Genomic DNA, 25,410 nt, shown 5'->3' with positions numbered 1-25,410 from the left:
CACGGTTCGCGATCGAACGGTCACGACGTGCCACCGATCGCATGATCAGACACACGCTGCGCACGCTCTGCGCCGCCACGCTCGTCATAGCCCCGGTCGCCCTGACGGCGACGCCCGCCCACGCGGTGGCCCCGTGCCGGGTCAACGGCATCCCCGTCAGCGGCACGAACGTCGTCGGCACGCCCGGCGCCGACTCCCTCACCTGCGGCTCCCTCGCCGCCGGTGACGTGGTCGACGGCCTGGGCGGCGCCGACCACATCCGCATCGGCGGCGACGTCGGCGGCGGTGCCACCGTCAGGGGCGGCACCGGCGGCGACCACCTCCGGGTCGACGGCTCGGTCGGGCCGATGGGCCGGGTGCTCGGCGGGGACGGCGGCGACTACATCGTCGTCGGCCCGAACGCGGGCGCCGTCAACGGCGGCGCCGGCGCCGACTACTGCCGGGTGGCCTCCGGCAACCCGGCCGCCGGCTGCGCGTTCTGAGCACCTTCCGCGCGCGGGCGGCCGTCAGACGGCCGTCCGCGTGTGCACGTACTCGACGAGCCGGGACAGGGCGTCCGGGTCCATCGACGGCATGACGCCGTGGCCGAGGTTGAAGACGTGCCCCTCCAGGTCCTTCGCGGCGGCGAGGACCTCGTCGGCCTTGGCCTCCACGACCTCGGTCGAGGCGAAGAGCACGGCCGGGTCCAGGTTGCCCTGGAGGGCCTTGCCGGGGCCGACGCGGCGGGCGGCCTCGTCGAGCGGGACGCGCCAGTCGACGCCCACGACGTCCGCGCCGGCCTCGCCCATGAGGCCGAGCAGCTCGCCCGTGCCGACGCCGAAGTGGATGCGCGGGACGCCGTGACCGGCGACCGCGTCGAAGACCTTGACGGAGGCCGGCATCACCGAGCGGCGGTAGTCGGCCGGGGCGAGGGCGCCGACCCAGGAGTCGAAGAGCTGCACGGCGGAGGCGCCGGCCTCGATCTGGACCTTGAGGAAGGCCGAGGTGATCTCGGCGAGGCGGTCGAGGAGGTCGGCCCAGAGCTGCGGGTCGCCGTACATCATGGCCTTGGTGCGCTCGTGGCTGCGCGAGGGGCCGCCCTCGACGAGGTAGCTCGCGAGGGTGAAAGGCGCGCCGGCGAAGCCGATGAGCGGGGTGTCTCCCAGCTCCTCGGTGAGCATCCCGATGGCCTCGGTGACGTAGTGGACGTCCTCGGGGGTCAGGTCGCGCAGCCGGTCCAGGTCGGCGCGGGTGCGGATCGGGTCGGCGACGACCGGGCCGACGCCGGGCTTGATGTCGAGGTCGAGGCCGATGGCCTTGAGCGGGACGACGATGTCGCTGAAGTAGATGGCGGCGTCGACCTTGTGGCGCCGGACCGGCTGGAGCGTGATCTCGGTGACCAGCTCGGGCCGCATGCACGACTCCAGCATGGGAATGCCCTCGCGGACCTTCAGGTACTCGGGGAGGGAGCGCCCTGCCTGCCGCATGAACCAGACGGGGGTGTGCGGCACCGGCTCGCGCCGGCACGCCTTGAGGAACGCGGAGTCGTACGTCCGCGACTGCTGCTTCGTCTGCTGGCCCTGCGGGCGGTCAATGGCACTCACGCCCAGAATCTTCGCATGTGACGGGAAGCCGCTCGTCCGGGCCGGGTGTCCTCCCTGCGCGGAGGCCCCGTTCCGCCTACTCTTCCCCGCATGGCTGCGGCTCAGGGACATTTTTCCGATCATTCCGACGGCGATCGAGGGACGGGCGAAACGGCGGACAGTACGGACACCAACCCGGTTCCGCCCGCGTTCCGGCGGGCGGTGGAGGCCTTGCGGTCGGCGAGGCTGCGGTCCGAGATCGAGATCGACCCGACCAGGCCGCCGCAGCGGCTCGCCCCGTACGCGTACGCGGTGGAGGCGGCCGTGGTGGAGGGCGAGGAGGACCTGGCGGACGGGCGGCTCGTGCTGCTGCACGATCCGGACGGGCACGAGGCCTGGAAGGGCACCTTCCGGCTGGTGACCCTGATCCGGGCGGAGCTGGAGCCGGAGATGGCGGCGGACCCGCTGCTGCCCGAGGTGTGCTGGTCCTGGCTGACCGGGGCCATGGAGGCGCGGGGGCTCTCGTACGGGGAGGCGAGCGGGACCGTGACGATGGCGGGCTCGCACTACTTCGGCGGCCTCGCGGACCGCAGACCGGCGACCCAGATCGAGATGCGGGCGTCCTGGACGCCGCGCGAGGGCCTGGGCGGGGTTCCGGACACGGGGGCGCACCTGGCGGCCTGGTGCGATCTGCTCTGCCAGATCGCGGGACTGCCACCGGCGCCGGCGGATCCGGGGGCGGGGACGGTGACGGGCGCGGGGGTCGTCTCGTTGCCCCAGCGCCGGGGCCCGCAGGGGGCCTGAGCCACCTCCCCCGAGGGGTCCCTCGTGGGGGTGACGGGGCGGGGTCCGCTCGTAGGATGATCGATCACGCGTCCGAATTGCCCTAATTGTTACTCACCAAATCGTGATCTTTCCCTAAAGGCGGGCGGCCCAGCTGCCGAAGGAGTCAATGACCCCTTCACAGCACGGGTTCGCCCCCGGCTTCTTCCCCGAGCCGGCTCCGTCCCGCACCCTTCCCCCCAGGAGGCCTGGTGTCCGTTCTCCTCGAGCAGCCCGCAAGCCTGGTCGCCTACCGCCCGAACAAGCCGACGGCCATGGTCGTCGTGGCCGACCCACGCGTCCGCTCCACCGTCACCCGCCACCTGTGGGCCCTCGGAGTGCGCGACGTGATCGAGGCGTCGTCCATCGCGGAGGCCCGTCCCCGCGTCGGCAACCCGCGCGACATCTGCGTTGCCGACGTCCATCTGCCCGACGGCAGCGGCCTGACCCTGCTGTCCGAGACCCGCGCCGCGGGCTGGCCCAACGGCCTCGCCCTCTCGGCCGCCGATGACATCGGCGCCGTACGCAACGCCCTGGCGGGCGGCGTGAAGGGCTACGTCGTCACCGGCACCCGGACCAACATCGGTCACCCGACCCGCCCCGGCGCCGCCCCCATCGGCTCCGCGGCGGCCCGCCTCGGCCACCGCCGCCCCCCGGGTGCCCCGAGCCACCCGGGCGGCTACCGCGAGCTCTCCGGCCGTGAGGTCGAGGTGCTGCGGCTCGTCGCGGAGGGCCAGTCGAACAAGGCGATCGGCGTCTCCATGGGCCTGTCCGCCCTGACCGTCAAGAGCCACCTCGCCCGCATCGCCCGCAAGCTGGGCACCGGCGACCGCGCCGGCATGGTCGCGGTGGCCCTGCGGACGGGGATCATCCACTGACCGCCGGTGGACACCGGCTCGCGCCTGTCGACGGAACGTTCCGTCGACAGGCGCGTGCCGTTCACCGATACCCTTGACGCGTGACCGACGCCCAAGAGACCGCAGCAGACACAGCACTGCGCACCACCGGGGGCGGCCCCCCGGACGACGATGTCCCTGCGAATGGGCTTCCGATCCCGTTGCTGGAGCCCCGCGAGGGGATTCCGCCCGTCGTCGAGACCGAGGACGCCCTCGCCGAGGTGATCGCCGCGTTCGCCGCCGGAAGCGGTCCCGTGGCCGTGGACGCCGAGCGTGCCTCCGGCTACCGCTACGGCCAGCGGGCCTATCTCGTCCAGCTCCGCCGCGAGGGCGCGGGCACCGCGCTCATCGACCCCGTCGGCTGCCCCGACCTCTCGGGGCTCGGCCAGGCGCTCGCCGGGACCGAGTGGATCCTGCACGCCGCGACGCAGGACCTCCCGTGCCTGCGCGACATAGGCATGCGCCCCACCTCGCTCTTCGACACCGAGCTCGCCGGACGCCTCGCGGGCTTCCCGCGGGTCGGCCTCGGCGCGATGGTCGAGTCCGTCCTCGGCTACGCCCTGGAGAAGGGCCACTCCGCCGTCGACTGGTCCACCCGCCCGCTGCCCGAGCCGTGGCTGCGGTACGCGGCCCTGGACGTCGAGCTGCTCGTCGACCTGCGGGACGCCCTGGAGAAGGAGCTCGACCGGCAGGGGAAGCTGGAGTGGGCCCACCAGGAGTTCGACGCCATCGCCTCGGCCCCGCCCGCCCCGCCGCGCAAGGACCCGTGGCGCCGGACCTCCGGCATGCACAAGGTGCGCCGCCGTCGCCAGATGGCGGTCGTACGGGAGCTGTGGACGGCCCGCGACAAGGTCGCCCAGCGGCGTGACGTCTCCCCCGGCAAGGTGCTGAGCGACGCGGCGATCGTGGAGGCGGCGCTCGCGGTCCCGGTGAACGCGGGCGCGCTCCTCGCGCTGCCCGGTTTCGGCAACCGGATGAACCGCCGCCAGCTGGAGCAGTGGCAGGCCGCCGTGGACCGGGCCCGGGCCCTCCCGGAGAGCGAGCTGCCCCAGCCGGGCCAGCCGGTCGCCGGCCCGCCCCCGCCGCGCGCCTGGGCGGACAAGGACCCGGCCGCCGCGGCCCGCCTCGCCGCGGCCCGCACGGCGGTCTCGGCCCTCGCGGAGGAGCTGAACCTCCCCCAGGAGAACCTGATCACCCCCGACACGGTGCGCCGGGTCTGCTGGGAGCCGCCGGCCCCGGGCACCCCGGACGCGGTCGCGGCCGCGCTGAACGGCTACGGCGCCCGCCCGTGGCAGGTCGACCTGGTGACCCCGCTCCTCGTGAAGGCGCTGACGGCGACCGCCTGACCGGACGGGAAGAGCCCCCGGCGCCCCTCGGGGCGCCGGGGGCTCTTCGCTAGGGCGCCGGGCTGAGGTTGCCGGCGGTGTCCATGTCGAAGACCCCGTTGGTCTTGCCGTCGACCTTGAGGTGCTTCAGCCAGTGCTTCGAGAGCTCGTGCACGTTCCCGTGCTGCATCTCCCACGGCACGGAATGCCCCGCGCAGGCCAGCTTGACCATCAGCTTGTGGGAGCCCGTGACCGCCTTGTAGAGCTCGGGGACGGAGAAGGCGAGTTCCGGGTTGGTGTTGGTCGTGTTCGCCTGCTTGTCGTACTCCCCGTAGACGATCAGTACGGGCACGCTTCCGCCGAGCACCCCGTCCTGCTTCGCGGTGGTCTCGTTCCACCCCCACCGGGTGAAGCTCCTGAAGCGGCTGAGCCCGTCGATGCCTCCCCAGACGCTGCCGACCGGGTCGCTCTTCAGCAGCGCGTCCCAGACCACGTCGACGATGCCGTCCTCGCGCTGACCCTCGCAGTGCAGTTCGCCGCCCCAGCCGCCCGGGGAAGACAGTCCGGCCTTCGTGCTGAGGTTGGTCGGGAAGCCCGACACCGGCAGCGTGGCCGGCGGAGTCGAGCTGCCCTTGGGCGGGAAGATCGGCGCCAGCAGGAAAAGGCTCTCGACCTTGCCGGGGTTCTTGACCGCGTACGGCCCCATCCAGAACGCGGCGGCGGACCAACCGATGAAGGCGACCTTGTCCGCCTCGCACAGCTCGCGGATGAACTCCACGACGGTGTGCAGCTCGCCCCAGTCGCTGTACGAGTCGTTCAGCTGGTACGGGTAGTGCGGCGGGCCCGGGACGAATCCCGGCGGCCTCGGCGTCAGCAGGTTCTGCTGGGCGGGGTTGACGTTGCGGGGGTCGTCCATCTCGGGTCGCGCCGAGAGGCCGGAGCCCTGGAGGTCCATCATGAAGACGTCGTAGCCGGCCTGCGCCAGCGCCCCGGCCCAGCTGTAGTCCTTGTACCGGAGGTCGAAGCCCGGGAGCACCGGGACGCTCCGGCCGTGGAGCATGAGGACCGGCTTGCGCTTCTGTCCGGGAGGCGTGCCGTTGCGCTCCCGTACGAAGAGCTCGACCTCCTCGTCCTTGTTCGCGGGGACGGTGGACGTGTGCCAGACCCAGTGATCGGTGGTGATGACCTTCGCCATGGGAATCCGTTCAGTGTGGGGGTCCGGGGCCGCGCGGCCCCGGCCCGGCCAGCGTGTTCCGGGCGGGTACCGGGCGCCACGGCAGGGCCGCCGCCCTGGGCCCATCGGGTTGCGGGTCCGTCCCAACGGAGGGGCGCGCGGAGGGGGCGCGCGCGGAGGAGCTGCACCTCCCCAGGAGAACCTGATCACGTCGGACACCGTGCGCCGGGTCTGCTGGGAGCCGCCGGCCCCGGCGACCCCGGCGACGGTGTCCGCCGCACCGTCCGGCCGCGGGGCGCGCCCGTGGCAGGTGGAACTGGTGACGCCGCTGCTCGTGAAGGCGCTGTCGGCCACCGCCTGACGAACGCCCCGGCCTCCCCACCGGCCCCCAGCCCTCCCGGGCTGGGGGCCGGACCCGTTTCGGGCCGGGGCCGGACCGGCTCTCGGGGAAGCCGCTTCCCCGACTGCAAGAATTCGCGCAAGTCTCCCCTATATTCAACAACTCTGAACATCGCTAGGGTGTGCAACGCACAAGATCTCTCATTGCGCCACAGTGGAAGGTGACATGCGCATGCCATTGACGTCGCAGAGCGGGAAGGGCCGACGACTCACCGTCGCACTCGCCGCGCTCGCGCTGAGCGCCGCCGGCCTCATCCCCTCAGCCCCGGCCCAGGCCGCGGCCCCGGCGGAGTCCACCGCCGCCACCGCCCACACCGTCGGCCACGACGACCACGCCTTCACCATCGACGGCAAGCCGCTGTCGATCTGGTCCGGCGAGTTCCACTACTGGCGGCTGCCCAGCCCGGACGCCTGGCGGGACGTGCTCCAGAAGATGAAGGCCGGCGGCTACAACGCCACCTCGGTCTACTTCCACTGGGGCTTCCACTCCCCCAAGCCGGGCGTGTACGACTTCCAGGGCCTCCGCGACGTCGACAGGCTGCTCGACATCGCCGAAGAGGTCGGCATCTACGTGATCGCGCGCCCCGGCCCGTACATCAACGCGGAGACCGACGGCGGCGGCTTCCCCGGCTGGCTGACGACCCAGCAGGGCAAGGCCCGCACGACCGCGCCCGACTACCTCGCCGCCGTCGACGAGTGGCTGGACCAGATCGACCCGATCATCGCCCGGCACCAGCTCAGCAACGGCACCGGGTCCGTGATCGCGTACCAGGTCGAGAACGAGTACTACCAGGACTCGGCCGACGCGCACGCCTACATCACGCACCTCGTCGAAAAGGCCCGCGCCCACGGCATCACCGTGCCCCTGACGGGCAACCACTTCGGCACCTTCACCGGGGAACTGGACATCGAGGGGTACGACTCGTACCCGCAGGGCTTCAACTGCTCCAACCCCGACGTCTGGTACGACCTGCCCGACTTCTCGGGACAGAAGAAGCCGGGCGAGCCCCTCTTCCTCGCGGAGTTCCAGGCCGGGGCCTTCGACCCGTGGGGCGGGCGCGGCTACGACAAGTGCCGGCAGCTCACCGGCGGCGACTTCGCCAAGGCCGCGTACGAGAACAACATCGCCTCCGGCGCGACCATGCAGAACTTCTACATGGCCTACGGCGGCACCTCCTGGGGCTGGCTGGCCTCACCGGAGTCCGTCTACAGCTCGTACGACTACGGCGCCCCGATCCGCGAGGACCGCCAGCTGACCGAGAAGTACCTGGTCATGAAGCGGCTCGGGTACATGCTCCAGTCCGTGACGCCGCTGACGAAGACCGACGCGGTCACCGTGACCGCGCCCGACGACGGCGCGCTGCTGCGCCGCGACCGGCGCAACCCGGACGACGGCACCCGGATCACGGTCGTGCGCCACAAGGACGTCAACGACAAGACGCGGGACAGCACGCACCTCGCGCTCGGCGCCTACCCGTCCGTGCCCCAGGAGCCGGGCACCGCGCTGACGATCGACGGCCGCGACTCCAAGCTGCTCGTGTCGGACTACGCGATGGACCACCAGCGGCTGCGCTACTCGACCTCCGAGATCATGACGCACGGCACCTTCGGCCGGCGCGACACGGCGCTGCTGTACGGGCGGCACGGCGAGGCCGGCGAGACCGTCCTGCGCTACTCGGGCCGGCCCAAGGTCCAGGTGCTCAGCGGCCGGGTCAAGCAGACCTGGAACGCGACCACCGGCGACCTGCGGCTGAACTACACGCACAGCGGCCTCACCAAGGTCCTCGTCACACCGCACGGCGGCACCCCGCTCCTGCTGCTGCTCGCGGACGACGCCACCGCCGACACCTACTGGCGCCTGGACACCCCCGAGGGCCCGGTCCTCGCGAGCGGCCCCGAGCTGCTCCGTACCGCCTCCGTCACGGGCGGCGTGCTCGCGCTCACCGGCGACACCGCCGCGGCGGCCCGCCTGAACGTGATCACCGGCGCGCCCGCCACCTCCGTCACCTGGAACGGCAAGCCCGCGCCGGGCGCCCTCGACACCACCGGGGCCCCGCTCGCCGGGCCGCCGCCCTTCTCGGTGCCGGTGCTCGGCGACTGGAAGTACCGGGCCGAGGCGCCCGAGGCACAGCCCGGCTTCGACGACGCGGCCTGGCGGGCCGCCGACGAGCAGGAGCTGTCGGCCGACCACTACGGCTTCCACTCCGGCTCGATCTGGTACCGGGGGCACTTCACAGCCGCGGGTACGGAGACGGCGGTGCGGGTCGACGCGGTCACCGGACGCGGCGGCGCGTACCTCGCCTGGCTGAACGGGGTCTACCTGGGCAGCGCCACGGACGCCACGCGCCGTTTCGACATCCCCGCCGGGGCGCTGAAGCCCGGCAAGGACAACGTGCTGGCCGTCCTCTCCGCGAACACCGGCCATGAGCAGGACTGGTCCGGCGACGACCACCACAAGCAGCCGCGCGGGCTGACCGGGGCCGGCCTGGTGGGCTCGACGAAGCAGATCGGCTGGCGGGTGCAGGGCGCGCTCGGCGGCGAGAACCCGGTCGACCCCGTGCGCGGGCACCTGAACACCGGCGGCCTGTACGGCGAGCGGCTCGGCATGTACCTGCCGGGCTACCCGGACGGGGACTGGTCCTCCGTCTCCCTGCCGCACGGCGGCGCGAGCGCGCCGGGCGTGGCCTGGTACCGCACGGCCTTCGACCTCGACCTGCCGAAGGGCCAGGACGTACCGCTGGGGCTCCGGTTCGCCGACGACAAGACGAAGAAGTACCGGGCGCTGGTGTACGTCAACGGCTGGATGGTCGGCCAGTACGTCAACAACGTGGGCCCCCAGACCTCCTTCCCCGTCCAGCCGGGCATGCTGCGCACCCACGGCCGCAACACGGTGGCGATCGCCGTCATCGGCGAGGACACGGGCGGCGACGGGCTCGGCGCGGTGACCCTGGAGGCGTACGGGAACCACACCACGCCCCTGACCTACGGCGACATCGCCTCGCCGGGCTGGTCGGCCGGGGTGTACCGCGACCCGCAGGCGACGGCCGACGTGCGGATCGAGGCTCCGGACACGCTCCCGAAGGGCGGCACCGCCGAGGTGACGGCGGCCTTCACGCCCCGCCGGGACACGGCGCACGACGCCTCGCTCACCCTGCGGCTCCCGGCGGGCTGGACGTCCGGGCCCGCGGTGGAGCAGCGGCTCGGGGACGTGCCGGCGGGCCGGACCGTGACCCGTACCTGGCAGGTCACCGCGCCGGCGGGCAGCGGACCCTGGTCGTCGGTGCTGTCGGCGGCCGCGGCCTACCAGGAGGGGACGGCCGCGGCCGCGACCCGCGTCGCCACGCCGCCCCCGGCGCCCGGCGCCGGCAGCCACGACCTGGCGTCCCTGGACTTCACGGCCACCAACGGCTGGGGTCCGGTGGAGCGGAACACCTCCAACGGCGAGGACCGGGCCGGGGACGGCGCTCCCTTGTCCATCGCGGGCACCTCGTACCCCAAGGGGCTCGGGGCGCACTCCGACAGTGACGTCACCGTGCACCTGGGCGGGAAGTGCACCCGCTTCACCGCGTCCGTCGGCGTGGACGACGAGACGAACGGCGGCGGCTCGGTGACCTTCACCGTGCTCGCGGACGGCCGGCAGGTCGCCGCCACGCCGGTGCTGCGGGGCGGGCAGGCGGCGGTCGCGGTCGACGCCGACGTGTCCGGCGCCCAGGTGCTCGACCTGGTCATCGGCGACGGCGGGGACGGGAAGGGGCTCGACCACGGCGACTGGGCGGACGCCTCCGTGAGCTGCTCGTCCTGACCCTCGGGCGCGGGTGCCCCGGCGCGCGGTCGCGCCGGGGCACCCGTGCGTCCGGTGTGACCTTCACCGCTCCGGCGCCGAGGACTGGGCAGCTTGGTTACTCACAAGTAGCATGGGGGTGCAAGCGCGCGCTTAGGCGCGTGCCCGCAGCAGTGCCATCCCGCACCCTGGAGGAGAGCCATCGTGCCTCGTACCGTCAGGGACGTCGTCTTCGTCGACGGCGTCCGCACCCCGTTCGGCAAGGCGGGCCCGAAGGGCATCTACCACGAGACCCGCGCCGACGACCTCGTCGTGAAGGCCATCCGGGAGCTGCTGCGCCGCAACCCGGCCCTCGACCCGGCGAAGATCGACGAGGTCGCCATCGCCGCGACCACGCAGATCGGCGACCAGGGCCTGACCCTCGGCCGTACGGCGGGCATCCTCGCCGGGCTGCCGCAGTCGGTGCCGGGCTACTCCATCGACCGCATGTGCGCCGGCGCGCTGACCGCCGTGACGACGACGGCCGGTTCGATCGCCTTCGGCGCGTACGACGCCGTCATCGCCGGTGGCGTCGAGCACATGGGCCGCCACCCCATGGGCGAGGGCGTCGACCCGAACCCGCGCTTCGTCAGCGAGAAGCTGGTCGACGAGTCCGCCCTCTTCATGGGCATGACCGCCGAGAACCTGCACGACCGCTACCCGAGCATCACCAAGCAGCGCGCCGACGAGTACGCCGTGCGCTCGCAGGAGAAGGCCGCCAAGGCGTACGCCGACGGCAAGATCCAGCAGGACCTGGTGCCGATCTCGGTCCGCCGCACCGACGCCTCCACCGGCGAGACCGGCTGGGGCCTGGTCACCGCCGACGAGCCGATGCGCCCGGGCACCACCCTGGAGTCGCTGGCGAACCTGAAGACGCCGTTCCGCGTCCACGGCAACGTCACCGCGGGCAACGCGGCCGGCCTGAACGACGGCGCCACCGCCTCGATCATCGCCTCCGAGGACTTCGCCCGCGAGAACAACCTCCCGGTCAAGATGCGCCTCGTCTCGTACGCCTTCGCCGGCGTCGAGCCCGAGGTCATGGGCTACGGCCCGATCCCGGCCACCGAGAAGGCCCTCGCCCAGGCCGGCCTGTCCATCGAGGACATCGGCCTCTTCGAGATCAACGAGGCCTTCGCGGTCCAGGTCCTCGCGTTCCTGGAGCACTACGGCATCGCCGACGACGACACCCGCGTCAACCAGTACGGCGGCGCGATCGCCTACGGCCACCCGCTCGCCTCCTCCGGCGTCCGTCTGATGACGCAGCTGGCCCGCCAGTTCGAGGAGAACCCGCAGGTCCGCTACGGCCTCAACACGATGTGCGTCGGCTTCGGCATGGGCGCGACGGTCATCTGGGAGAACCCCCACTGGGAGGGCAAGTGAGCACCACCGCCGAGCTTCTGAAGGGCGCCGCCGAGCTCTTCCCGGACGAGGTCGTCACCTCGGCCCACGTACGGCACTTCGAACTGCCCGCCGCCGCGGGCCGGTTCGCGCTGATCACGCTGGACAACGGCTTCGACCACACCAAGCCGACCACCTTCGGCCCGCAGTCCCTCGCCAACCTGAACGCGGCGATCGACCAGGTCGAGGCCGAGGCCGCGAACGGTGAGATCGTCGGCGTCGGCATCACCGGCAAGCCGTTCATCTTCGCCGTCGGCGCCGACCTCAAGGGCGTCGAGCTGCTCAAGAAGCACGACGAGGCGCTCGCCATCGGCAAGGGCGGCCACGACGTCTTCAAGCGCCTGTCCGCGCTCGCCGTGCCGACCTTCGCGTACTACAACGGCGCGGCCATGGGCGGCGGCGTCGAGGTCGGTCTGCACTGCACCTACCGCACCGTCTCGAAGGCCCTGCCGGCCTTCTCGCTGCCCGAGGTCTTCCTCGGCCTGGTGCCCGGCTGGGGCGGCTGCGCCATCCTGCCGAACCTGATCGGTGCCGAGAAGGCCGTCTCGGTCATCATCGAGAACTCGCTGAACCAGAACCGCCAGCTCAAGGGCAAGCAGGTCTTCGAGCTCGGCATCGCCGACGCGATCTTCGAGGGCGCCGACTTCCTGGAGCAGTCGCTCGTCTGGACCGCGTCCGTCCTCAAGGGCGACGTCTCCGTGGACCGCGCCGAGGTCGACCGCGGCGAGGCCTGGGACCAGGCCGTCGCCAAGGGCCGTGCCCTCGCCGACTCCAAGGTGCACGGCGCCGCCCCGGCCGCCTACCGCGCCCTCGACATCATCGAGGCCGCCAAGGACGGCGACCTGCAGAAGGGCTTCGACGCCGAGGACCAGGCCCTCGCGGACCTGATCATGGGCGGCGAGCTGCGCTCCGGCATCTACGCCTTCAACCTGGTGCAGAAGCGCGGCAAGCGCCCCGCCGGCGCCCCGGACAAGTCGCTGGCCCGCCCGGTCACCAAGGTCGGTGTCGTCGGCGCCGGTCTGATGGCCTCCCAGCTGGCCCTGCTCTTCCTGCGCCGCCTGGAGGTGCCGGTCGTCCTGACCGACATCGACCAGGAGCGCGTCGACAAGGGCGTGGGCTACGTCCACGGCGAGATCGAGAAGCTGCTCGGCAAGGGCCGCATCAACCAGGACAAGGCCAACCGTCTCAAGGGCCTGGTCTCCGGTGTCCTCGACAAGGCCGAGGGCTTCGCGGACGCGGACTTCATCATCGAGGCCGTGTTCGAGGAGATGGGCGTCAAGCAGAAGGTGTTCGCGGAGGTCGAGGCGGTCGCCCCGGCGCACGCGATCCTCGCCACCAACACCTCCTCGCTGTCCGTCTCGGAGATGGCCTCCAAGCTCCAGCACCCGGAGCGCGTGGTCGGCTTCCACTTCTTCAACCCGGTCGCGATCCTCCCGCTCCTGGAGATCGTCCGCGGCGAGAAGACGGACGACGCCTCCCTGGCCACCGCGTTCGGTGTCGCCAAGAAGCTGAAGAAGACCGCGGTCCTCACCAAGGACGCCCCGGCGTTCGTCGTGAACCGCATCCTGACCCGCTTCATGGGCGAGATCCAGAACGTCATCGACGAGGGCACGTCGGTCGAGACCGCCGAGAAGGCGATCGAGCCGCTCGGCCTGCCGATGTCCCCGCTGGTGCTCCTGGAGCTCGTCGGCCCGGCGATCGGTCTGCACGTCTCCGAGACGCTGAACCGCTCCTTCCCCGAGCGCTTCAAGGTCTCCCCCAACCTGAAGGCGGTCGTCGAGGCCGGCAAGCGCGGCTTCTACGTCTACAAGCCGGAGAACGGCTTCAAGCCGGAGCTCGACCCGGAGGTCGCCGCCCTCCTCAAGCAGGGCGACGTCGTCCTGACCGAGGAGCAGGTCCGCGACCGCGTCCTGGACGCGGTGGCGCAGGAGATCGGCCTGATGCTGGAGGAGGGTGTCGTCGCCGAGGCGCAGGACATCGACCTCTGCCTGATCACGGGCGCGGGCTGGCCCTTCCACCTGGGCGGCATCACGCCGTACCTGGACCGTGAGGGCGTCTCCGAGCGCGTCAACGGCAAGCGTTTCCTGGCCCAGGGCGTCGCGAGCGTCCCGGCGTAACACCAGGGCGTCATGACGGACGGCCCCGGCACCTCGCACAGGTGCCGGGGCCGTTCCCGTTGCGGGTGGGGCGTCATCGCCCTATGGAGCGCCAGCCTTCGAGCAGCAGCCCCTGGGCGTCCACCTTCTGACGGGTGGCCATCGGCGTGCGTCCGTCGGCCACGGCCATCGCGACCAGACCGCCGTCGAGGCTCCGGGTGAGGACGGTGTCCAGGTTCCCCTGCCGCTCCCCCGTCTCCGACCAGCCGAGGCCCTCCGCCTCCTGCTCGCTGGGGTAGGCGGCGAGGGCGAGCCGGCCGTCCTCGGACTGCTGGGCGAGGACCGTGCAGTCGAAGCCGTCGATGAGGCAGCGGGTGACGGACAGCCGGCCGGTGCCGACCGCCTTGCCCAGCGGCGTGGGCTCCAGCCCGCGCTCCGGCGACCAAGCGGTGACCTGGCCCTCCTGGTCGAGGTAGAAGAGCGTCACGTGCCCGGAGGGCCCGGTGACGGCCGCCAGGGAGCCCATGGTCACCGAGGCGGGCAGGAGCTCCTCGCGCAGCGGCTTCGCTCCGGCCTCGCGCTGGACGTAGCGGACGAGGCCCTTGGCGTGCGAGCTGTACAGCTCGACGAGTCCGGAGCCGTTGGTGACGGCGACCGGCGAGGGGTCGGTCCTGGAACCCATCAGGTCCCACCAGGGGTGCCAGCCGCCCGCGTCCTTCTGCGCGCGGACGCTGATGCCGCCGCCGCCGTTGCGCACGAAGACGTAGACGCGGCCCTGGGCGTCCACGGCGACGGCGGGGTTGCCCGTCCAGGGGCCCTTGCCGTTGGAGTGCCCCAGGGGGCGCCAGGCGGCCGCCGGACGGCCGGTCTGGAACTGGACGGCGTGCACCAGCTCGACGTGGCCCTCGTCCCCGCCCGTCGGCCGCAGGCCGACGAGGTGGACGTAGCGGTCGGCGCCCTGGCCGACGGCGAGGAACGGGGTCAGGCCGTCGCCGCCGAGGGAGACGGGGCCGGTCCAGCCGCCGCCGGGCTCCTCGGTCCAGCGCACCACCTCGCCGTCTTGGGGCAGGTAGGCGCTGAACCTGCCCTCCTCCCCCCTGGTCAGCCAGCCGCCCTGGAGCACGGGGGCGGCGGTGCCGTGAGAACGGTCGGTGGGGGCCTGGGATCGATTCGCCATGAGGGGATCCAGCACTCCGGTCGTCGGGAGCAGTTCGGGTACGAACCGACTGTAGTCGTCCTCCCGGATGCTCTCCGCCGCGCCTGCGGGATCGCCCGTTCAGGAGCGGGCCTCGCGGTCCTCCCGGCCGAGCCGGCTGTGACTGCGCCCGTACAGGGCGTACACGATGAAGCCGATCACCATCCAGACGGCGAACCGGAACCAGGTCTCGCCCGGCAGGTTGAGCATGAGCCAGACGGAGGCGGCCACGGAGAGGATCGGGAGGACCGGCACCCAGGGGGTGCGGAAGGCCCGGTGCAGGTCGGGGCGGGTGCGGCGGAGGATGATGACGCCGATGGCGACCATGACGAAGGCGAACAGGGTGCCGATGTTCACCAGGGTCGCGAGCTCGTTGATGCTGGTGAAGCCGGCGACGACGGCGATGATCGCACCGAGCAGGATGGTCGGCCGGTACGGGGTCTTGAACCGCGGGTGCGTGATGGAGAAGAAGCGCGGCAGCAGGCCGTCGCGGCTCATCGCGAAGAAGACGCGGGTCTGGCCGAGCAGCAGGATCAGACAGACCGTGGTGAGACCGACGGCGGCGCCGAAGCTGATCACGCCCGCGTACCACGGGTGTCCCGCCGCCTTGAAGGCGTCGGCGAGCGGGGCGCTGGTGGACAGCTCGGTGTACTTCTGCATGCCGGTGACGACGAGGGCGACGGCCACGTACAGCACGGTGCAGATGAGGAGCGAGCCGAGGATGCCCCGGGGCATGTCCCGCTGCGGCAGCTTGGTCTCCTCGGCGGCGGTGGCGACCACGTCGAAGCCGATGAAGGCGAAGAAGACGACGGAGGCGGCGGTGAAGATGCCCATGACGCCGAAGTTCGTCGGCTCGTAGCCGAAGATCAGCTGGACCATCGGCTCGGTCCAGCCGGAGCCTCCGCCGGGCGGGGTGACGGCCGGCGGGATGAAGGGCTTGTAGTTGTCGCCGACGATGAAGAACAGGCCCGCGACGATCACGATCATCACGACGGTCACCTTGATCGCGACGACGACCGCGGTGATCCGGGCGGACAGCTTCATGCCGAGGACGAGGACGACGGTCAGCACCAGGACGAGCAGGAAGGCCAGGATGTCGAAGGTGCCGCCCACGGCGTCGGGGCCTTCGAGCGAGGCCGGCAGGTGCCATCCGACGTTGTCCATCAGGGATCTGACGTAGCCGGACCAGCCGACGGCAACCACCGCCGTACCGAGGGCGAACTCCAGGACCAGGTCCCAGCCGATGATCCAGGCGGGCAGCTCGCCGATCGAGGCGTACGCGAAGGTGTACGCCGATCCCGCCACCGGCACCGTCGAGGCGAACTCGGCGTAGCACAGGGCGGCCAGGGCGCAGACGATGCCGGCGGCGACGAAGGCGAGGGCGGTGGCCGGGCCTGCGTTCTCCTTGGCGACCTTGCCGGTGAGGACGAAGATGCCGGTGCCGATGATGACGCCGACGCCGAACACGGTCAGATCCCAGGCGGAGAGGGATTTCTTGAGCGCGTGCTCGGGTTCCTCGGTGTCGCGGATCGACTGCTCGACCGACTTCGTCCGGAACAATCCGGTGTTGGCGCGTGGTTGCTGGTCCGTACTCACGTCGCACCTCCCTGCCGTGGGGCTGCCCGCCCTGTGGTCAGAATGCACGCGAAAGGGCCGGTCGGCACTCCGAAGAGTGAGCCGACCGGCCCAAAGGTGACGCCGGGTGACGGGGTCCGTCAGTCGCGGGCGGGCTCCACGGCCTGCGCGCTGCTCTCGAACCTTCCGTCGAGCCGCGAGACCAGACCGGTGACCTGGCGGGCGATGTCCGGGGCGGTCAGCCCGATCTCGGCCAGGACCTCGCCGCGGGAGGCGTGGTCGAGGAAGCGCGGCGGGATGCCGAAGTCACGCAGCGGCACGTCGACGCCGGCGTCGCGCAGCGCCTGGGCGACGGCCGAGCCGACACCGCCGACGCGGCTGTTGTCCTCGACGGTGACGACCACCCGGTGCTGCTCGGCGAGCGGGGCGAGGGCCTCGTCGACGGGCTTGACCCAGCGGGGGTCGACGACGGTGGTGGAGATGCCCTGCCGGTCCAGGAGGTCGGCGATCTCCAGGCACATGGGGGCCAGGGCGCCCACCGAGACCAGGAGGACGTCCGGCTTGTCGCTGCCGGCCTCGCGGAGCACGTCCATGCCGCCGACGCGGCGCAGGCTGGGGACGGCCGGGCCGACCGCGCCCTTGGAGAAGCGGACCACGGTCGGGGCGTCGGTGACCTCGACGGCCTCGCGCAGCTGGGCGCGGACCTGGTCGGCGTCGCGCGGGGCGGCGAGCCTGAGGCCGGGCACGACCTGCAGGATCGACATGTCCCACATGCCGTTGTGGGAGGCGCCGTCGGTGCCGGTGATGCCGGCCCGGTCCAGGACGAAGGTGACGCCGCACTTGTGCAGGGCCACGTCCATCAGGACCTGGTCGAAGGCGCGGTTGAGGAAGGTCGCGTAGACCGCGAAGACCGGGTGGAGACCGCCGGTGGCGAGGCCGGCGGCGGAGACCGCGGCGTGCTGCTCGGCGATGCCGACGTCGAAGACCCGCTCGGGGAAGGCCTTGGCGAACTTGTCGAGACCGACGGGCTGGAGCATGGCCGCGGTGATGGCGACGATGTCCTCGCGCTCCTTGCCGAGCGCGACCATCTCCTCGGCGAAGACGCCGGTCCAGTCGGCGCCGGAGGAGGCGATGGGCAGGCCGGTGTCGGGGTGGATCTTGCCGACGGCGTGGAAGCGGTCGGCCTCGTCCTGGAGGGCCGGCTGGTAGCCGCGGCCCTTCTCGGTGAGGCAGTGGACGATCACGGGGCCGCCGAAGCGCTTGGCGCGCGTGAGGGCGGACTCCAGGGCCTCGATGTCGTGGCCGTCGATGGGGCCGACGTACTTGAGGCCGAGGTCCTCGAACATGCCCTGCGGGGCGATGAAGTCCTTGAGGCCCTTCTTGGCGCCGTGCAGGGTCTCGTAGAGCGGCTTCCCGACGACGGGGGTGCGCTCCAGGATGTCCTTGCCGCGGGCGAGGAAGCGCTCGTAGCCGTCGGTGGTGCGCAGGGTGGCCAGGTGGTTGGCGAGGCCGCCGATGGTGGGCGCGTAGGAGCGCTCGTTGTCGTTGACGACGATGACGAGCGGGCGGTCCTTGGCGGCGGCGATGTTGTTCAGCGCCTCCCAGGCCATGCCGCCGGTGAGGGCGCCGTCGCCGATGACGGCGACGACGTGGTCGTCCTTCTTCAGGACCTCGTTCGCCTTGGCCAGGCCGTCGGCCCAGCCGAGGACCGTGGAGGCGTGCGAGTTCTCGATGACGTCGTGCTCGGACTCGGCCTGCGAGGGGTAGCCGGAGAGGCCGCCCTTCATCTTGAGCTTCGAGAAGTCCTGGCGTCCGGTGAGGAGCTTGTGGACGTAGCTCTGGTGGCCGGTGTCCCAGAGGACCTTGTCCTTCGGGGAGTCGAACACCCGGTGCAGGGCGATGGTCAGCTCGACCACACCGAGGTTGGGGCCGAGGTGCCCGCCGGTCTTGGAGACGGCGTCCACGAGGAACGTCCTGATCTCGTCGGCCAGCTGGTCCAGCTGCTCCGGGGAGAGCCGGTCCAGATCTCGCGGTCCCCTGATACGGGTCAGCAGAGCCACCCGTTCCTCCTTGCTTTGAGCTGGTCGAGCTTGCCGATTTGTCGAGTCTAATGTTCCGTCTTGGATCGTGGGCATCGGGCCGGGGGGTGAGGCATCACCCGCACGGCCGACGAGCCGATGATCTGTACGGCTCCGCACGCGCGCGTACACGACATTCGCACACGTCCCGGCACTGCTCCGGACGCGCCGGAGCCCGGCACCGGTTTCCCGGTGCCGGGCTGGTGTGACAGGGGTTACGCGCGTCCCGCGGTCTTCTGCGTGCGGCGGGAGACCGAGTCGATGATCACCGCGATGAGCAGGACCGCTCCGGTGATCATGTACTGGATCGCGTTCGAGGACAGGTTCATCTGGTTGAGGCCCTGGACGATCGACTGGATGACCAGGATGCCCAGGAGCGCCGACCAGACCTTGCCGCGTCCGCCGAACAGGGACGTGCCGCCGATGACGGCGGCGGCGATGCACATCATCAGCTGGTTGCCGCCGCCGAGGGAGCGGTCGGCGCCGCCGGTCGCGGAGGCGAGGAAGAGACCGCCGACGGCGCCCAGCGTGCCGGAGATCATGAAGACCGAGATCCGGATCCAGTCCACGCTGATGCCGGCGCGGCGGGCGGCCTCGATGCCGCCGCCGACCGCGAAGACCTGGCGGCCGTACGTGGTGCGGCGCAGGACGAAGTCGGTGGCGAGCAGGATCACCAGGAAGATCACCAGGGAGAGCGGCAGGCCCTTCTCCTGGTTGAAGCCGTACGCGGCGACGAGGACCAGGACCGCGAGGACGGCGGTGCGCAGGATGATCTCGCTCTGCGGGCGGTGCGGCAGCTCGGCGGCCTTGCGGCGGCGGGAGTCGCGCAGCTGGGCGAGGTAGAAACCGGCGATGACGGCCACGGCGAGGCCGTAGGCGGCGGCGACGTCGGAGAAGTAGTGCTTGGTGAGGTCCTCGACGAAGCTGCCGATCGGGGTGGGGATGGTGGACTTGTCCCCCATCACCCAGGTCTGCAGACCGGCCCAGCCGAGGAAGCCGGCGAGGGTGACGACGAAGGCGGGCACGCCGATCTTGGCGAAGACCAGGCCGTGGAAGGCGCCGAGGAGGGTGCCGGACAGGATGCCGAGGAGGATGGCGAGGCCGTCGGGCATGTCGGTGCCGAGGACGCCCCAGACCGAGCCGGCCAGACCCGCCACGGAGCCGACGGCGAGGTCGATCTCGCCGAGCAGCAGCACGAAGACGATGCCGACGGCCATGATGCCGGGGCCGACCGCGTACAGCGTGATCTGGTCGAGGTTGTACGAGGTGATGAAGTTGCCGGTGAGGGCCTGGAAGACGATGCCGATGACGATCAGGCCGACGACGACGGGCAGCGAGCCGATCTCGCCGGAACGGATCTTGCGCTTGAACTCGTCGACGTAGCCCTTGAGGCCCTGCTCGCGGACGAGGAGACGGGGGTCCACGGCGGGTACCGCGGCGGCGTCCGGGGCCTCCGTACGGGGCTCGGGCACGGTGTCCTCGGAGGTACGGGGGGTGGTGCTCACTTCGCTACCTCCGCGTTACGGGCCTGACGGCGGGTCACGGCGTTGTCCGTGGCACCGGTGATCGCGGCGATGATCTCTTCGTGCGTGGTGGTGGCCACCGGGAAGGTGCCGTTGTTGCGGCCCAGGCGGAGCACGGCGACGGTGTCGGCGACGGCCTTCACGTCGGCCATGTTGTGGCTGATGAGGATGACGCCGAGGCCCTGCTCGCGCAGCCGCTCGACCAGGTCGAGGACCTGCGCGGTCTGCTCGACGCCGAGCGCGGCGGTGGGCTCGTCCAGGATCACGATCTTGGGGTTGCCGACCAGGGCGCGGGCGATGGCCACGACCTGCCGCTGACCACCGGAGAGGGCGGCGACGGGGATGCGGACGCTGGGGATGCGGATGGAGAGGGTGGAGAGCAGGTCCTTGGCCCGCTTCTCCATGGCGACCTCGTCGAGGACGCCGCCCTTCTTGATCTCGCGGCCGAGGAACAGGTTGGCGACGACGTCGAGGTTGTCGCAGAGCGCGAGGTCCTGGTAGACGGTCGCGACACCGAGGTTCTGGGAGTCGTGCGGGCGCTGGATCTCGACGCGCTCGCCCTCCCACTCGATGACGCCCTCGTCGATGGGGTGCACGCCGGCGATCGTCTTGACCAGCGTGGACTTTCCCGCTCCGTTGTCGCCGACGAGCGCGACGACCTCTCCTGCGTGGACTTCGAGATCGACACCGGAGAGGACCTGGACCGCTCCGAACCGCTTGAAGATCCCACGCAACGCCAGCACGGGCGTCTGGGACACGTGAACCAACTCCTTCGCCGCCCGGAGGGGGCGACGGCATGGAGCGCCGTCGTGCGGCGCCGAAGTTTCGAGGGGGGCTGGGCTCGTCCGGCCCCCGGACCGACAGCGGGGTCTGGGTCGGCCGGGGGCCGGACGGGCTCTGGGGACGGATCCGGGCGTCGTGCGCCGCCTTGTTACCAGGGGTCTTCACCCTCTGTACGCGGGCGGCGGCGCCCCTGACTGGGCGCGGTGGGTGCCGGGATCCGTGACGCGGGGCCGGTGAGGGCCCGGCGGGGAGGCGCAGGGGTTACTTGATGCCCAGCGCGCCGCACTTGGCGGCGAGGTCGGCCGTGCAGAGGTCGGCGGTCTTGTAGATGCCGTCCTTGACCACCGTGGTCTGGATGTTGGTCTTGTCGACCACGACCGGGGTGAAGAGCGTGGAGGGCACGCCGTCGGTCTCGCCCTGGGCGCCGAGCTCCTTGCCCTTGAGCAGGTTCACCGCGAACTTGGCGGCCTCGGGGGCCAGCTGGAGCGGCGACTTGTAGATGGTGAAGGTCTGGGTGCCGGCGATGATGCGCTGGATGCCCGCGACCTCGGCGTCCTGACCGCCCACCGGGATGCCCTTGATGCCGGCGTTCTCCAGGGAGGTGATGATGCCGCCGGCCATGCCGTCGTTGGCCGAGTAGACGGCGGTGATCTTGTCCTTGCCGACCGAGGAGATCGCGGCGGACATCTTCTCGCCGGCGACCTTCGGGTCCCACTCGCCGGAGGCCTCGTAGGCGATCTTGCCGACCTTGCCGTCGAGGGCGGCGTGCGCGCCCTTCTTGAACAGACCGGCGTTCGGGTCCTTCTCGTCGCCGTTGATCATCACGACGTTGGCGGTGGCGGCCTTGGCGCCGAGGGCGGCGAGGAGCGCCTGGCCCTGGAGCTCGCCGACCTTGTTGTTGTCGTGGCTGACGTAGGCGTCGGCGCCCGCGACGGCACGGTCGTACGCGACGACCTTGACGCCCTTGGCCTTCGCGTCCTTGACCCAGCCCGCGGCCTTGGTGGCGTCGACCGGGTCGAGGGCGATGACCTTGATGCCGTCGGCGATCAGCTGGTCGAACTGCTGCTTCTGCTTCACGACATCGGAGACCGCGTTGTTGTAGACGACCTCGCAGTCGGAGCAGGCGGCCTTGACGGCCTTCTCGAACTGCGGCTTGTCCAGGGACTCGTAGCGCGAGGTCTTGTTCTCCGGAAGGAGCAGACCGATCTTGGTCGAGCTGCCCTTGTCTTCCTTGTCGCCGCCGCCGGCCTGGCCGCAGGCGGCGAGCGAGAGGGCCATCGAGACCGCGGCCGTTGCTATGACGGCACGACGCGTCACTGCGTTCATGTGGGGTTGCCTCCCTGACGAGGCCGCGACGTTGCGGCCGAGGTGGCACGAAGTCAACTCGGCTGAAACGTTGACGTCAAGAAGTAAATCCTTAACGAGATGACAACGACGGTTTTCGTTATCTAAGTGAAGGCAAGGCGGGAGGTCTGGGCGGACGCGGGCAGCGCGCTCTCCAACAGGGTCGAATCGCCCATTTCGCTCAACACGAGGGCGAGGGCGCCCAGCACCTCGGCGCGCCCGCCGAGGGCTCCCTGCGCCAGCGAGAGCTGCCGGGCGGCGCTGGGGATCGCGTACCGCGAGACGGAGTCCCTGATGGGTCCGAGGACCAGCTCGCCGGCCTCGGCGATGTCGCCGCCGAGCACCACCCGGCTGGGGTTGAGGAGGTTGCAGAGGTTCGCGATGCCGCTGCCGATGTGCCGTCCGACGTCGGCGATCACCCGGCGGCAGCCGGGGTCGCCCTCCCGGGCCAGCTGGACGACCCGTTCCATGGTCAGATCGGGGCCGTGGCTCGGCTGGAGCAGCGGAAGCACGTAGCGGGCGGCGGTGAAGGTCTCCAGGCAGCCGCGGTTGCCGCAGCGGCAGACGGGGCCCGACTCGTCCAGGGTGATGTGCCCGATCTCGCCGGCGGTGCCGCCGGGCCCCCGGTAGACCCGGCCGTCGATGACCAGTCCGGCGCCCACGCCGCTGGCCACCTTGATGTACGCGAGGTCCTTCACGCCCCGGCCGCTGCCCCAGACCAGCTCGCCGAGCGCGCCGAGGTTGGCGTCGTTGTCGACGTGCACGGGGACGCCGAGCCGGCCGGAGAGCTCGTCGGCGGGGTTGATGCCGCTCCAGCCCGGCAGGATCGAGGTCGAGCCGAGGGTCCCCGAGGAGACGTCGATCGGTCCGGGCACGCCGAGGCCGACGCCGATCACCTTGTCGTAGCCGATGCCGGTGGACCGGATCAGCCGCTTGACCAGCTGTTCCGCCCGGTCGAAGCCCTCGGCGGCGGAGGCGTCCACGTCGAGCGGCTCGGCCTCCTCGGCGAGGACCTGGTGGGCGAGGTTGCCGACGGCGACCCGGAGGTGGGTGTGGCCGAAGTCCACGCCGATCACGATGCCGGCGTCGCCGGAGAGCGAGACGCTGCGGGCCCGGCGGCCGCCCGCGGAGGTGGGCGTGACCTCGACGGTGCCGCCGTCCTTCAGCTCCCGCACGATGTTGGAGACCGTGGCGGCGGAGAGGCCCGTCGTCCGGGCGATCTCCGCCTGGGTGAGCGAGCCGGCCATGCGCACCGCCCGGACGACCCGTTCGAGATTGGCCCTGTGCAGAGACGTCTGCGACCCCGGAGTCTCCATCGACTCACTCACTCCCACCGTTTTCTCCAACATGTGAACTCTAAGGGGACTCTTTCGGCTTGGTCCCCGTCAAGGCCTTGAGTGTCGGACGGTGAGCGTCACACCACGCGCGGGGCCCCCGGCGCGGGTGCGCCGGGGGCCCCGGAGAGGTGCGACAGCGGGTTACTTCACGGCGCCGGCGGTCAGTCCGGCCACCACCTGCCGCTGGAAGACGATGTACGCGGCGAGGACCGGGAGCATGGCCATCACCAGGCCGGCGAAGAGGCCGGACCAGTCGCCCTTGTAGCCCTGGCTGACGGCCAGCTGGACGAGTCCCTGCGACAGCACCTTCTTCTCCGGCTCGGTGTTGAGCACGGTCGGCAGCAGGTACTGGTTCCACTGGCCGAGGAAGTTGAAGATGCCGACGCTGATGAGGCCGGGCCGGGCCATCGGCAGCATCACCTGGAAGAACGTCCGGGTGTGCGAGGCGCCGTCGACGAAGGCCGCTTCCGCCACCGAGGTCGGCAGGGTGCGGAAGAAGGCCGTGAGGAAGAAGACGGTGAACGGCAGCGAGTACGCGATGTAGACCAGGATCAGGCCGTGCAGCGTGTTGAGCAGGGCCATGTTCTGCATGACGTAGAAGAGCGGCACGAGCGCCAGGATGATCGGGAAGCTCATCCCTCCGATGAAGAGGAAGTAGATGAAGCGGTTGCCCGGGAACTCGAAGCGGGCCAGGACGTAGGCCGCCATCGAGCCGAGGAGGAGCGTGCCGACGAGCGAGCCGCCGACCACCAGAAGGGTGTTCAGGAAGTAGTCGCTCATGTGCGCCTCGGTCCAGGCGCGCGACCAGTTCTCGAAGTGCAGTCCGTCGGGCAGCGACCACGGCGAGGTGAAGATCGCCTTGTCGGTCTTGAAGGAGGTCATGACCGCCCAGAGCAGCGGCATGACGACCATGATCGCCCAGATGATCAGGACGCCGTGCGAGAAGACGTTGAGGGTCGCGCCCTCGGCCTTGGCGGTCCTGCGCGCGGCGGGCGGCGCGATCTCGGTGACCGTGGGGCCGGGGCCGGCCGGGGAGCCGGGGGTCCCGACGCCGGTGGTGGCAGTGTCGGTCGTCTTCATCAGAACTCCAGCCGCTCGCGCCGGCCCACCTTCATCACGACGGCCGCGAAGGCCAGCGTGACGATGAGGAGCGCGACACCGATGGTCGTTGCGTAGGCGGCCTGACCGTCCCGGAACGCCTTCTGGTACACGTACAGCGGAAGGACGATGGTGGAGAAGTCGGGCCCGCCGCCGTTGGGGCCGACGGTCATGATCTGGACGACGGCGAAGGACTCCGCGCCGAGCGCGAGGATGCCCATGTAGATCCAGCCCGACTGCACGGTGTCCCAGAGCAGCGGCAGGGTGATCTTGAAGAAGGTGGTGAAGCGGTTGGCGCCGTCGAGCAGGGCCGCCTCGTAGAAGTCCCTCGGAATGGACGCCATGCCGGCCGAGAAGAGGACGACGAAGAATCCGACCGTGGACCAGACGAGGACCGCCATCACGCAGATGAGGGCGAGGTCCGGATCACCGAGCCAGTCCGGCTGGATGCTGCCGAGACCGACGGCCTTCAATACGGAATTGATGGCTCCGCTGTTCGGGTTGTACGCGAACTGGAAGAGCAGCGCGACGATCGCGATCGACAGCACCTGCGGGAAGAAATAGACGATCTTGTAGAAAGAGGAACCGCGCACGCCCGCGATCGCCGCGCCCCCGCGGCGCCGACCGCCGACATTGAGCATGAAGGCGAAGAAGAGCGCGAGCCCGACGGTCACCAGCGGCAGCACCACCGCGAAGGTCAGACTGTGCTGGACCGATTTCCAGAAGATCTCGTCGTCCAGCATTCTGCTGTAGTTGTCGAATCCGACCATCTTGAAATCGGGACTCAGCCCGGTCCAGTCCGTGAACGAGTAGTAGATGGACTGGATGAACGGCCAGATGACGAACAGCGCGTAGAGCGCGAGGGGGGCCGCCAGGAACCCCACGATGAAACGGTACTTGCCGTGTTGCATTCCTACCGACCCCGATCTTTCCCGCGCCATGCGCGCCGCTGGTGCCGCGCGCGAAGGAGCCGGGGCCCGCTCCC

The 25,410-nt window shown here is 71.0% G+C and carries 19 protein-coding genes; 8 read left to right on the top strand and 11 right to left on the bottom strand.

Translation table 11 applies throughout. The features are described 5' to 3' along the window. Positions 1 to 41: 41 nt before the first annotated feature. Positions 42 to 482 carry a hypothetical protein gene (locus ACFYUS_RS31120; RefSeq protein ID WP_388859493.1) on the top strand — a complete coding sequence of 147 codons (441 nt, stop codon included), beginning with the start codon at positions 42 to 44 and terminating at the stop codon, positions 480 to 482. Between the two features lie 24 nt (positions 483 to 506). Here the strand turns inward: ACFYUS_RS31120 and hemE are convergent, their stop codons facing one another. Further along, positions 507 to 1,583 carry a uroporphyrinogen decarboxylase gene (hemE, locus tag ACFYUS_RS31115; protein WP_388859490.1) on the bottom strand — a complete coding sequence of 359 codons (1,077 nt, stop codon included), beginning with the start codon at positions 1,581 to 1,583 and terminating at the stop codon, positions 507 to 509. A 90-nt stretch (positions 1,584 to 1,673) separates the two neighbouring features. Between hemE and ACFYUS_RS31110 the strand changes: the two genes are divergently transcribed. The 3 genes from ACFYUS_RS31110 (at position 1,674) to ACFYUS_RS31100 (ending at position 4,626) form a co-directional block, all read left to right on the top strand. Beyond that, the gene (locus tag ACFYUS_RS31110; RefSeq protein ID WP_388859487.1) at positions 1,674 to 2,366 is read left to right on the top strand and encodes a DUF3000 domain-containing protein; all 693 of its coding nucleotides are present in this window, start codon (positions 1,674 to 1,676) and stop codon (positions 2,364 to 2,366) included. Positions 2,367 to 2,596: 230 nt separating this feature from the next. Further along, on the top strand, positions 2,597 to 3,262 hold the full coding sequence (locus ACFYUS_RS31105) for a response regulator transcription factor (protein ID WP_017242457.1): 666 nt from the start codon (positions 2,597 to 2,599) through the stop codon (positions 3,260 to 3,262). 80 nt (positions 3,263 to 3,342) lie between these two features. Continuing rightward, positions 3,343 to 4,626 carry a ribonuclease D gene (locus ACFYUS_RS31100; RefSeq protein WP_388859484.1) on the top strand — a complete coding sequence of 428 codons (1,284 nt, stop codon included), beginning with the start codon at positions 3,343 to 3,345 and terminating at the stop codon, positions 4,624 to 4,626. A gap of 49 nt (positions 4,627 to 4,675) precedes the next feature. Here the strand turns inward: ACFYUS_RS31100 and ACFYUS_RS31095 are convergent, their stop codons facing one another. Beyond that, positions 4,676 to 5,800 carry an alpha/beta hydrolase gene (locus ACFYUS_RS31095; RefSeq protein ID WP_376594341.1) on the bottom strand — a complete coding sequence of 375 codons (1,125 nt, stop codon included), beginning with the start codon at positions 5,798 to 5,800 and terminating at the stop codon, positions 4,676 to 4,678. Here ACFYUS_RS31095 and ACFYUS_RS31090 point away from each other — a divergent pair. The 4 genes from ACFYUS_RS31090 (at position 5,787) to ACFYUS_RS31075 (ending at position 13,513) form a co-directional block, all read left to right on the top strand. Next, a complete protein-coding gene (locus ACFYUS_RS31090; RefSeq protein ID WP_388859481.1) occupies positions 5,787 to 6,140 on the top strand; it encodes a hypothetical protein in 354 nt (117 codons plus the stop codon). The two genes, ACFYUS_RS31095 and ACFYUS_RS31090, sit on opposite strands and share 14 nt — an antisense overlap. Before the next feature lie 210 nt (positions 6,141 to 6,350). Further along, a complete protein-coding gene (locus ACFYUS_RS31085; RefSeq protein ID WP_388859478.1) occupies positions 6,351 to 9,980 on the top strand; it encodes a beta-galactosidase in 3,630 nt (1,209 codons plus the stop codon). A 183-nt stretch (positions 9,981 to 10,163) separates the two neighbouring features. Continuing rightward, entirely contained in the window at positions 10,164 to 11,378 is a 1,215-nt protein-coding gene (locus ACFYUS_RS31080; protein WP_388859475.1) for a thiolase family protein, read from the top strand. Further along, positions 11,375 to 13,513, top strand: coding sequence for a 3-hydroxyacyl-CoA dehydrogenase NAD-binding domain-containing protein (locus tag ACFYUS_RS31075; RefSeq protein WP_388859472.1), 2,139 nt, complete (start codon positions 11,375 to 11,377; stop codon positions 13,511 to 13,513). Before ACFYUS_RS31080 ends, ACFYUS_RS31075 begins: the two co-directional genes overlap by 4 nt. A 73-nt stretch (positions 13,514 to 13,586) precedes the next feature. On the opposite strand, the gene ACFYUS_RS31070 is transcribed toward ACFYUS_RS31075, so the two are convergent. From ACFYUS_RS31070 to ACFYUS_RS31030, 9 genes are all read right to left on the bottom strand, one after another. Next, positions 13,587 to 14,669, bottom strand: coding sequence for a hypothetical protein (locus ACFYUS_RS31070; RefSeq protein WP_388859469.1), 1,083 nt, complete (start codon positions 14,667 to 14,669; stop codon positions 13,587 to 13,589). Between the two features lie 99 nt (positions 14,670 to 14,768). Next, on the bottom strand, positions 14,769 to 16,283 hold the full coding sequence (locus ACFYUS_RS31065) for an amino acid permease (RefSeq protein ID WP_388859465.1): 1,515 nt from the start codon (positions 16,281 to 16,283) through the stop codon (positions 14,769 to 14,771). Between the two features lie 119 nt (positions 16,284 to 16,402). Beyond that, the gene (gene dxs / locus ACFYUS_RS31060) at positions 16,403 to 18,322 is read right to left on the bottom strand and encodes a 1-deoxy-D-xylulose-5-phosphate synthase (RefSeq protein ID WP_388859462.1); all 1,920 of its coding nucleotides are present in this window, start codon (positions 18,320 to 18,322) and stop codon (positions 16,403 to 16,405) included. A gap of 233 nt (positions 18,323 to 18,555) precedes the next feature. Beyond that, complete coding sequence (locus tag ACFYUS_RS31055) at positions 18,556 to 19,845, bottom strand: sugar ABC transporter permease (RefSeq protein WP_388859459.1); 1,290 nt, start codon at positions 19,843 to 19,845, stop codon at positions 18,556 to 18,558. Continuing rightward, complete coding sequence (locus tag ACFYUS_RS31050) at positions 19,842 to 20,630, bottom strand: ATP-binding cassette domain-containing protein (protein ID WP_167352215.1); 789 nt, start codon at positions 20,628 to 20,630, stop codon at positions 19,842 to 19,844. The genes ACFYUS_RS31055 and ACFYUS_RS31050 overlap by 4 nt, the downstream gene beginning before the upstream one ends. Before the next feature lie 277 nt (positions 20,631 to 20,907). Beyond that, positions 20,908 to 21,972: a sugar ABC transporter substrate-binding protein gene (locus tag ACFYUS_RS31045; RefSeq protein ID WP_388859455.1), complete on the bottom strand. Its 1,065-nt coding sequence runs from the start codon at positions 21,970 to 21,972 to the stop codon at positions 20,908 to 20,910. Between the two features lie 122 nt (positions 21,973 to 22,094). Then, complete coding sequence (locus tag ACFYUS_RS31040) at positions 22,095 to 23,306, bottom strand: ROK family protein (RefSeq protein WP_388859452.1); 1,212 nt, start codon at positions 23,304 to 23,306, stop codon at positions 22,095 to 22,097. 162 nt (positions 23,307 to 23,468) lie between these two features. Further along, positions 23,469 to 24,407: a carbohydrate ABC transporter permease gene (locus ACFYUS_RS31035; RefSeq protein WP_388859449.1), complete on the bottom strand. Its 939-nt coding sequence runs from the start codon at positions 24,405 to 24,407 to the stop codon at positions 23,469 to 23,471. Continuing rightward, positions 24,407 to 25,336 carry a carbohydrate ABC transporter permease gene (locus tag ACFYUS_RS31030; protein ID WP_388859446.1) on the bottom strand — a complete coding sequence of 310 codons (930 nt, stop codon included), beginning with the start codon at positions 25,334 to 25,336 and terminating at the stop codon, positions 24,407 to 24,409. Before ACFYUS_RS31030 ends, ACFYUS_RS31035 begins: the two co-directional genes overlap by 1 nt. Positions 25,337 to 25,410: the final 74 nt, after the last annotated feature.

Source organism: Streptomyces sp. NPDC004284 (genome assembly GCF_042874035.1).
GTDB lineage: Bacteria > Actinomycetota > Actinomycetes > Streptomycetales > Streptomycetaceae > Streptomyces.
Note: the sequence above shows the minus strand (reverse complement) of the source record. Positions and strands in the feature narration are given on the sequence as shown.

Excerpts from the sequence above, each read along its gene's own strand:
- ACFYUS_RS31085 (WP_388859478.1), top strand. The coding sequence starts at position 6,351 with ATGCCATTGACGTCGCAGAGCGGGAAGGGCCGACGACTCACCGTCGCA.
- ACFYUS_RS31070 (WP_388859469.1), bottom strand. The coding sequence starts at position 14,669 with ATGGCGAATCGATCCCAGGCCCCCACCGACCGTTCTCACGGCACCGCC.
- ACFYUS_RS31110 (WP_388859487.1), top strand. The coding sequence starts at position 1,674 with ATGGCTGCGGCTCAGGGACATTTTTCCGATCATTCCGACGGCGATCGA.
- ACFYUS_RS31120 (WP_388859493.1), top strand. The coding sequence starts at position 42 with ATGATCAGACACACGCTGCGCACGCTCTGCGCCGCCACGCTCGTCATA.
- ACFYUS_RS31095 (WP_376594341.1), bottom strand. The coding sequence starts at position 5,800 with ATGGCGAAGGTCATCACCACCGATCACTGGGTCTGGCACACGTCCACC.
- ACFYUS_RS31035 (WP_388859449.1), bottom strand. The coding sequence starts at position 24,407 with ATGAAGACGACCGACACTGCCACCACCGGCGTCGGGACCCCCGGCTCC.
- ACFYUS_RS31030 (WP_388859446.1), bottom strand. The coding sequence starts at position 25,336 with ATGCAACACGGCAAGTACCGTTTCATCGTGGGGTTCCTGGCGGCCCCC.
- ACFYUS_RS31090 (WP_388859481.1), top strand. The coding sequence starts at position 5,787 with ATGACCTTCGCCATGGGAATCCGTTCAGTGTGGGGGTCCGGGGCCGCG.
- ACFYUS_RS31045 (WP_388859455.1), bottom strand. The coding sequence starts at position 21,972 with ATGAACGCAGTGACGCGTCGTGCCGTCATAGCAACGGCCGCGGTCTCG.
- ACFYUS_RS31040 (WP_388859452.1), bottom strand. The coding sequence starts at position 23,306 with ATGGAGACTCCGGGGTCGCAGACGTCTCTGCACAGGGCCAATCTCGAA.